The sequence below is a fragment of the Immundisolibacter sp. genome (assembly GCF_041625615.1).
In the GTDB taxonomy this organism is placed as follows: Bacteria; Pseudomonadota; Gammaproteobacteria; order Immundisolibacterales; family Immundisolibacteraceae; genus Immundisolibacter.
Map to the genome: position 1 here is coordinate 1 of NZ_JBFJTF010000152.1, position 4,901 is coordinate 4,901.

Consider the following 4,901-nt stretch of genomic DNA (forward strand, 5'->3'; position numbering starts at 1 on the left):
GCAAAGAACGGCGCATGGTCCGGGTGACCGATGGGCTTGCCGTTGATGTTGCTGCCGACCTCGACACCGATCAGCCCGTACTCGCGCCGCAGCGTCTGCATCTGCCTGGCGGCCAGCTCCGGATCCTGCAGCGGCACCATCCCCAGCCCGGCGAAATGCGCCGGATCGGCCGCCACCATCCCGGCGATGGTGGCGTTGACATGAGCCGCCATGGCCAGGGCATCGTCGGCGTCGAACCAGTACGACAGCAGCTCCGGCATGGGCGAGAGGATCTGCCGGTCCACGCCCTCGGCCAGCATGTCCTCGCGCCGGCGCGCCACATCCCAGCTGTGATCGGAAACGGTGCGAAACGGCCGCTCGCCGATCATCACCGTCTTGTGGCCGGGATGATCACAGGCCTGCATGTGCGGCCAGCGCGCGGCGCCGGCCCGGCCGGCATACGCGGGAAAATCCGCCGGCACGACGTGGGTGTGGACATCGATGGCCATGCTGCCTCCGCAGGTTGAGAGCGCCAGGAACCGTCGATGGTATGCCGCCGGCGGTTGCACAAAAAAGGCCGCCCCCCGATCACCGGGGAGCGGCCTTCCTGGACCACGCGCGCGGCGCTTACTTGAAGCCCGGCATCACCTGGGTGCCGAACAGCTCCTGCGTGCGGCGGTGCTGCTCCAGCGTGATGCCGCCCTGCGGCCCACGCGGCAGCACCTGGATGGCGAACTCGTCCAGCTCCTCCTTGCCCAGGAAATCCGCCACACGGTTGGCGATCTGCGCCGGCGTGCCGACCCACACCATGTCCTGACCCAGGATGTCGTCGTAGGTCAGGGTCAGCATCTGGTTCATGGCGTCGCTGGCGTAGAAGCCGTAACCGGCGGCCAGCAGGCGGTCGCGATCGCCCTTCTGGTCCACCGACAGGATCGGCTTGGCGATCTGGTGGTAGAAGTACGGCGCCGCCAGGCGGGCCTGCTCGTGCGCCTCGTTCTCCGTCGGGGCGATGTGCACCGGCTGGATCCAGCTGACGATGGGCTTGGTGCCGGCCTTGATGCAGGCGTCGCGGTATTCGGCAATGGCCTTGGCGAACACCGGATACGGCGCCGGACCACCCACCGAAATGCCCCAGCCGCGCTCGGCGGCGAAGCGGAACGAGCGCCCGCTGGTACCGGTCAGGTACACCGGCATGGTCTTCTGCACCGGCCGGGGGTACACGGTCACGTCATTGACCGTATACAGCGCGCCGTGGTGCGAGAAACGCTCCTCGGTCAGCGCCTTCATGATGATGTCCTGCGCTTCCTCGTAGCGCGGCTGGCTCTCCTCGTAGGGGATGCCGGCCATCTTGTACAGCCAGGCGTGACCGCGCCCGAAACCCAGGTCCAGCCGCCCGCCGGTCAGCACGTCGGCGGTGGCGATCTCGCCGGCCAGCACCGTCGGGGTGTGCAGCGGCAGCGTGTGGCACAGGGTGCGGAAACGGATGTTCTGCGTGCGCTGTGCCGCCGCCGAGAACAGCGCCAGCGGGTTCGACGACTGGCCAAAGGTCGGGAAAAAGTGATGCTCGATGGCCATGTAGACGTCGTAACCGAGCCGGTCGCACTGCTCCATATGACCCATCACGTCCCACACCGCATCGCCGGTATCGACACCCGGCATGCAGTTCATTTCGGTGTATACGCCGAATTTGAGTTTGCTCTTCGCCACGAACGGGTACTCCTCTTGACTCCAGAATGATCGATGGGTGGCCGCAGCCCGCCGGCGTGCCGGAGCAGGCCCACACGCCGGGCGCGGACCTGCGTGAGGGCAGCAACTATATACGCCGCCGCCGCCGGCCGCATGATGCCTGTCAAGCGTCAGACGACGCTGGCGCGTCGCGCCTGCACCCAATGCACACCCACCGGCACCAGCGACAGGGCAACGATGCCCAGCGCGATCAGCGTCAGGTTGTCCTTGACCAGCGGCAGCTGGCCGAACACCACCCCGGCGGTCATGAACAGCAGCACCCAGACCGCCGCGCCGAACACGTTGTAAGCCAGAAAGCGCCGGTAATTCATGCTGCCCACCCCGGCCACGAACGGCGCGAAGGTACGCACGATGGGCACGAAGCGCGCCAGTACGATGGTCTTGCCACCGTGCCGCTCGAAGAACTCGCGCGTACGCGCCAGGTGTTCCTGACGCAACCAGCGCGAATCCGGCCGCGCGTACACCCGCGGACCGATGGCGTTGCCGATGGCGTAGTTGACGCTGTCGCCGACCACCGCCGACACGAACAGCACCCCCGCCGCGGTGCCGAAATCCAGCAGCCCACCGGCAGCCAGCGTGCCGACCACGAACAACAGCGAGTCGCCCGGCAGGAACGGCGTCACCACCAGGCCGGTTTCGCAGAACACCACCAGCGCCAGCAGCGCGTATACCCACACGCCGTACTCGGTGGTGAAGGCGGTCAGGTGGGTATCCAGGTGCAGGAACAGGTCCAGCACGGTCTGCAGCAGTTCCATGTCGGTTTCCAGGCCGGTCTCAAGACCGCCAGTATCCTGGCCCGGTGTTGCCGGAACAAGGCGCCCGGCCGGCCACCCCGGCGCACGGACGGCAGCCGCGCCTGATAGATTGCCGCCGACAGCGCCCACCGCGGGCACCATCGCAGACTCGAAAACAAAGACGCGCGTGGCGCCACTCGTGCCCACAGCCGCATCGCCAGCGAGGGGAAAACACATGCACGACCTGATCATCCGCGACGGCCTGCTGGTCGACGGCAGCGGCGCGCCGCCACGTCACGCCGACCTCGCCGTCCAGGGCGACCGCATCGCCGCAATCGGCCACGACCTCGGCCCGGCGCGGCGCAGCATCGATGCCGCCGGGCGGCTGGTGCTGCCCGGCTGGGTGGACATCCACACCCACTACGACGGCCAGGCCATGTGGGATGGCGAACTGGCGCCGTCGTCCTGGCACGGCGTCACCACGGCCGTGTTCGGCAACTGCGGTGTCGGCTTCGCGCCGGTGCGCCCGGGCAGCGCGCCGTATCTGATCAACCTGATGGAAGGCGTCGAGGACATTCCCGGCACGGTGCTGGCGCAGGGCCTGGACTTTCGCTGGGAGAGCTTCCCCGACTACCTCGATGCGCTGGCCGACACGCCGCGCGCGCTGGACATCGGTGCCCAGGTACCGCACGCGGCGCTGCGCTTTTACGTGATGGGCGAGCGCGGCGCCGATCACCTGCAGCGGCCGGACAGCGACCAGATCGCCACCATGGGCCGCCTGCTGGAGCAGGCGCTGGCCGCCGGCGCGCTCGGCTTCAGCACGTCGCGCACCACCAAGCACCGCGCCGCCGACGGCCGGCCGACACCGTCGCTGTCGGCCGACGAACCGGAACTGCACGGCCTGGCCCTGGCGCTGCGCCGCGCCGGGCGCGGCGTGCTGCAGGTGAACTCGGACTTCGGCCCGGGCGAGTTCGAGATCCTGCGCGACGCCGCCGCCCTGGCCGGCCGACCGCTGTCGGTACTGCTGCTGCAGACCGACCACGAACCCGAGCTGTGGCGACAGACGCTGGCGCAGATTCACGCCGCGCGGCGTGATGGACTCGCCGTGACCGGCCAGATCGGCAGCCGACCGATCGGGCTGGTGATGGGGCTGGAGACCAGCATGCACCCGTTTGCCAGCCGTCCGTCATGGCGGGAACTGGCGGACCTGGCCCCGACCGCCCGAGTGGCGCGGCTGCGCGCCGATGCGGCGCTGCGCGAGCGGCTGATCCACGAGCCACCGGCACTGGACAGCGTGGTGGCGCAAATGATCGAACGGGCGCTGCCCAAGACCTTTCGCCTGACCGAGCCGGTCGACTACGAGCCACACCCGGACGACGCCCTGGTCGCCCAGGCGGCGCGGCGCGGCTGCCACCCGCTGGCGCTGGCGCTCGACTGGCTGCTGCAGGACGACGGTAAGGGCCTGCTGCTGTACCCGTTCGAGAACTATCACGCCGGTAACCTCGACGTGGTGCGGCAGATGCTGCTGGACGAGGCCACCGTCTGCGGCCTGTCGGACGGCGGTGCCCACGTCGGCCTCATCTGCGACGCCAGCTCGCCGACCACCCTGCTGACGCACTGGGCGCGCGACCGCCGCCGTGGCCCGGGGCTGCCGCTGGAGCTGCTGGTGCGGAAGCAGGCCCGCGACACCGCGCTCGCCTACGGCCTCACCGACCGCGGACTGCTGGCGCCGGGGCTGCGCGCCGACATCAACGTGGTGGACTTCGAACGCCTGAACGTGCGCCTGCCGCAGGTCAGCTACGACCTGCCGGCCGGCGGCAGGCGGGTGCTGCAGCGCGCCGACGGCTACGACCACACCTTCGTCGCCGGCACCGAGACCTTCTGCCGGGGCGAACCGACCGGTGCGCGGCCCGGGCGCCTGCTGCGCGGTGCAACCGCGTCCTGACGGCGACCAGGCCGGCGGTCACTCCACCAGCTGCGCGAACACCTCGCCGAGCCCGTCCAGGTGCTCGAGCGCCAGCACCCGCAGGCCGGGAATCGGCTTGCGCGGTGCGTTCAGCTTGCCCACCACGGCGGTGCGGAATCCCAGCTTGGCGGCCTCGCCCAGGCGCTCCTGACCGCCGCGCACCGGACGCACCTCACCCGCCAGCCCAACCTCCCCGAAGCTGAGCAGGTCCACCGGCAGCGGCCGGTTGCGCAGGCTCGACAGCGCCGCCAGCAGCACCGGCAGGTCGGTGGCCGTCTCGGTCACCTTGAGCCCGCCGACCAGGTTCACGTACACGTCCTGATCGAACAGCGCCACCCCGGCATGGCGGTGCAGCACCGCCAGCAGCATGGCCAGGCGACTGCCATCCATGCCCAGCGTCAGCCGGCGCGGGGTGCCCAGCGGACTTGATTCCACCAGCGCCTGCACTTCCAGCAACAGCGGACGGGTGCCTTCCA

Annotated in this window: 5 protein-coding genes; 1 reads left to right on the plus strand and 4 read right to left on the minus strand. The window is 69.8% G+C overall.

All coding sequences use genetic code 11. The features are described from left to right. The 3 genes from ABYX71_RS10355 to ABYX71_RS10365 form a co-directional block, all read right to left on the minus strand. Window positions 1-488, minus strand: a 488-nt coding sequence (locus ABYX71_RS10355; protein ID WP_372696421.1) for an amidohydrolase family protein, incomplete at its 3' end; no start/stop codon positions are given. A 118-nt stretch (window positions 489-606) separates the two neighbouring features. Continuing rightward, on the minus strand, window positions 607-1,686 hold the full coding sequence (locus tag ABYX71_RS10360) for an LLM class flavin-dependent oxidoreductase (protein WP_372696422.1): 1,080 nt from the start codon (window positions 1,684-1,686) through the stop codon (window positions 607-609). A 149-nt stretch (window positions 1,687-1,835) separates the two neighbouring features. Then, complete coding sequence (locus ABYX71_RS10365) at window positions 1,836-2,480, minus strand: DedA family protein (RefSeq protein WP_372696423.1); 645 nt, start codon at window positions 2,478-2,480, stop codon at window positions 1,836-1,838. A gap of 214 nt (window positions 2,481-2,694) precedes the next feature. Here ABYX71_RS10365 and ABYX71_RS10370 point away from each other — a divergent pair, with 214 nt between their 5' ends. Continuing rightward, complete coding sequence (locus ABYX71_RS10370) at window positions 2,695-4,404, plus strand: amidohydrolase family protein (RefSeq protein WP_372696424.1); 1,710 nt, start codon at window positions 2,695-2,697, stop codon at window positions 4,402-4,404. Between the two features lie 18 nt (window positions 4,405-4,422). Here ABYX71_RS10370 and ABYX71_RS10375 read toward each other — a convergent pair. After that, on the minus strand, window positions 4,423-4,901 hold a 479-nt coding region (locus ABYX71_RS10375), incomplete at its 5' end, for a magnesium chelatase domain-containing protein (protein ID WP_372696425.1).

Bases quoted from the DNA above. Each gene is read 5' to 3' on its own strand.
- ABYX71_RS10365 (WP_372696423.1), bottom strand. From the start codon at position 2,480: ATGGAACTGCTGCAGACCGTGCTGGACCTGTTCCTGCACCTGGATACC.
- ABYX71_RS10370 (WP_372696424.1), top strand. From the start codon at position 2,695: ATGCACGACCTGATCATCCGCGACGGCCTGCTGGTCGACGGCAGCGGC.